A 2,784-nucleotide genomic window follows, 5' to 3' on the forward strand; every position below is an offset into this window, starting at 1 on the left:
CAAACAGTGCGGATACACCATCCACGCTGATCTGAATGGGGCGATCAACATCGCCAAAGCCATTTCAGGGTTAGTAGCCTAGCACACTGGTAACAGGTGTGCCGCCCATTCGGGTACGTGCTAACCGGGTGGGACGGGCTGATGACACAGCCCTAGCTTGAGGGTTGCCCGAAACAGAAATGGACTGAGGGCGTTAACCACTCAAGAATCCCACGGCTTTAGCCGTGTGGAGTGTCAAACTACGTGCAAGCTCGTGGATGGCGCCATCTTCCCATTCGCTTTGATGTGATCTCCATCTTGTTGACGGGCGAAAACCAACCGGTGCGAATCGACCACGTGGAAAGGGCCTTTTGAAACGACGCAGCGCTTGGGAGGAAATCACCTTCAGGCGCTGTTTTTTATGAAGAGCAATCGAGAAGCGTCGGATCTTTGCTTCCTGCACAAGAACGATTTGGATCCACCATCTATCATTTCATAAAGCAAGGTTCGATCCGTTATTTCGGAAAAGGAGGACAAGTACAAAGACAAAAAGGGCATTAACCTGGCTTGGCGGTCTTTAAATGCCCGTTCTGTCAAGCAGAGCGGGGGGCGTGCAAAACCTCCGGGACACGATCGAGAACGTAATGGCGTTTGACAACAGGTTTAGGGTCGAATGGCCTGAAATATGCTCAAGAGCTGTTGGGGTATAGCGGCAATGCAAAAGCTGTGACTGGCGGTCAAATGGAGCATTACCGGGGATTGCTGAAGCAAGTTGATCGTACACATATTAAGTGGTACCCGACTCAGGAGGCCAGCTATAAATTGTATCGGCATTGGGAATGGAAGTATCATGACAAGTGGAGGAAAGATCCAAAACGCCAAATAAGGGATCGGGCCTCACTGATCCGCCCTGATGCACTCTTGGTCGTCCACGGGAAAAAGTTTTGGATTGAAGATGACACAGGAAAAGAGTGGCTGGATCAGCTGGGGAAGTTTAAGCGTTATATAGACAGCTTTGAACCTTTGGATCATCAGAAAAACCAGGTTATTTGGGTGACGGACAGCAAAAAACGGGCGAAAAACATGTAAGCCATTTGGGAGTATCGTACCAAGCTAACTGACAAGGAAACTCCAGAAATGTACTTTTTTGAATCTGGTGAGGAGACACAATTCATACTGGATATGGTAAAGATAAACGCCTCAGCGAGTTAGTCAGTAAGTAGATCAGTAAGATAGTCAGTAAAATAGTCAGTAATATGATCAATAAATAGATCAGTAAAAAATTGTCGAAATCTAGGTTGAGCTCTCTGATTTCAAGTAAAAAAACCGCACCTTAAAAAGCCAACCTGTTTCTACTATGACATAGCTTCTTTTTTCTCTCCTCCCCGTACTCCACCGAGACGGCCGCCCGCAGCCACCCGTTCGGCTCCGCTGGAACCCGGCGCCCGGGGGCTCGGCCTCGGGCTCTCCACTCCTCCTCCTCAGTTACCTCCCTTTTGTAAGCTGATAAATTATCTGATAATAATAATTTTCTATCTATTTAAGATGATGGGGGGCAAATGGAAATTTACGGGACTTCTTCCTACCCACTTCTTAATCACTTCTTTTGGGGTAGAGGTAGCATCGATCGAATTTGGTACCATCTGCCTAATAAATGGAAAATGACATAACTTGACATGACACCGAATGGTGTCCTAAAATGAATTCGACACCAAACGGTGTCCGATTAATCGGTGTCATTTTTAGGAATGATGAGGAGGGAGTGATTTTAAACGAGAAAAAGTCAAAAGCGGGATGTTTTTGATGCCGTTGCCGATCCAACTCGGCGCAAACTGCTTCGTCTGTTGGCAGATGCGGAAGAATTGCCTCTCCATGAGTTAACGGTTCATTTTCAAATGGGTCGTACAGCGGTTTCCAAGCATTTGGCGATCCTTAAAGATGCCGGTCTCGTAACCGACCGAAGAGTCGGCAGGGAAACGCGGTATCGGCTGAATGCCGCTCCATTGAAAGAAATTCAGGATTGGGTATCTTTTTACGAAAAATTCTGGAGAGAAAAAATGGTCCTTTTAAAACATTTATTACAGGAGGAACAAAAAATGAAACCGGACGTTTCACTAGATTTTCACTTTAAGAGTCCAATCAAGCAGGTGTGGTTTGCCTTAACAGATTCGACTACTCTTGCGAAATGGATAGGGATGGATAATGATTTTAAACCGGTCGTTGGACATAAATTTCAGTTTCGGACCGAGCCGACAGAATGGTGGAATGGAATTGTAGATTGCGAAGTACTCGAAGTAGACGAGCCTCATAGGTTATCTTACACTTGGGTAAGCGGTTCGGAAAGTACTACGGTTACATGGACTTTGAAAGAAGCTCCGGACGGAACTACCCATCTGCATCTCGAACAAACCGGATTCAAAGATGAACAAGCGCAAAACGGAGCGATATATGGTTGGAAGAAAATGCTTGACCAGCTCGAAAAAATGTTAGCAGAACTGTAACACATACGTGTACGTCTCGTGATCTCTGTCCATCAATTCAACAAATTCACATATAAAACCCAGCTGAAAGACCGCTGGTTTGTCAATAGCCTCTGCCCAGCTTTTATTGCTGGGCTTTTTTTGGTCTTATGGCTGCGATCACCATAGAGACCATATTCTATTACCTTCGTCCTTTGTACGCTTTCTCCCCGAAAAGATTTAACTGGGTATCTAATGATCTCCTTTATTTCTCCAATTGGTTTCATCTGATGGCACACTCCTTTAGGTACACCTCCAAGGAAGGGATGGCGGACAGATCCGCTTG

Annotated in this window: 2 protein-coding genes and 2 pseudogenes; 3 read left to right on the forward strand and 1 reads right to left on the reverse strand. The window is 45.9% G+C overall.

Features of this window, described 5'->3' with window-relative positions; genetic code table 11:
• Positions 1–630: 630 nt before the first annotated feature.
• The 3 genes and pseudogenes from NWF35_RS03485 to NWF35_RS03495 all read left to right on the forward strand — a co-directional run bounded on the left by NWF35_RS03485 (position 631) and on the right by NWF35_RS03495 (position 2,480).
• Entirely contained in the window at positions 631–1,068 is a 438-nt protein-coding gene (locus NWF35_RS03485) for a hypothetical protein (protein ID WP_301237693.1), read from the forward strand.
• Between the two features lie 689 nt (positions 1,069–1,757).
• Positions 1,758–2,075, forward strand: a pseudogene (locus NWF35_RS03490) (ArsR/SmtB family transcription factor); the annotation flags it as partial.
• Positions 2,076–2,480, forward strand: coding sequence for an SRPBCC family protein (locus NWF35_RS03495; protein ID WP_301237723.1), 405 nt, complete (start codon positions 2,076–2,078; stop codon positions 2,478–2,480).
• Positions 2,481–2,608: 128 nt separating this feature from the next.
• Here the strand turns inward: NWF35_RS03495 and NWF35_RS03500 are convergent.
• Positions 2,609–2,725, reverse strand: a pseudogene (locus tag NWF35_RS03500) (MOSC N-terminal beta barrel domain-containing protein); the annotation flags it as partial.
• Positions 2,726–2,784 lie beyond the last annotated feature (59 nt).

Origin of the sequence: Polycladomyces subterraneus (assembly GCF_030433435.1) — a bacterium.
Taxonomy (GTDB): domain Bacteria; phylum Bacillota; class Bacilli; order Thermoactinomycetales; family JIR-001; genus Polycladomyces; species Polycladomyces subterraneus.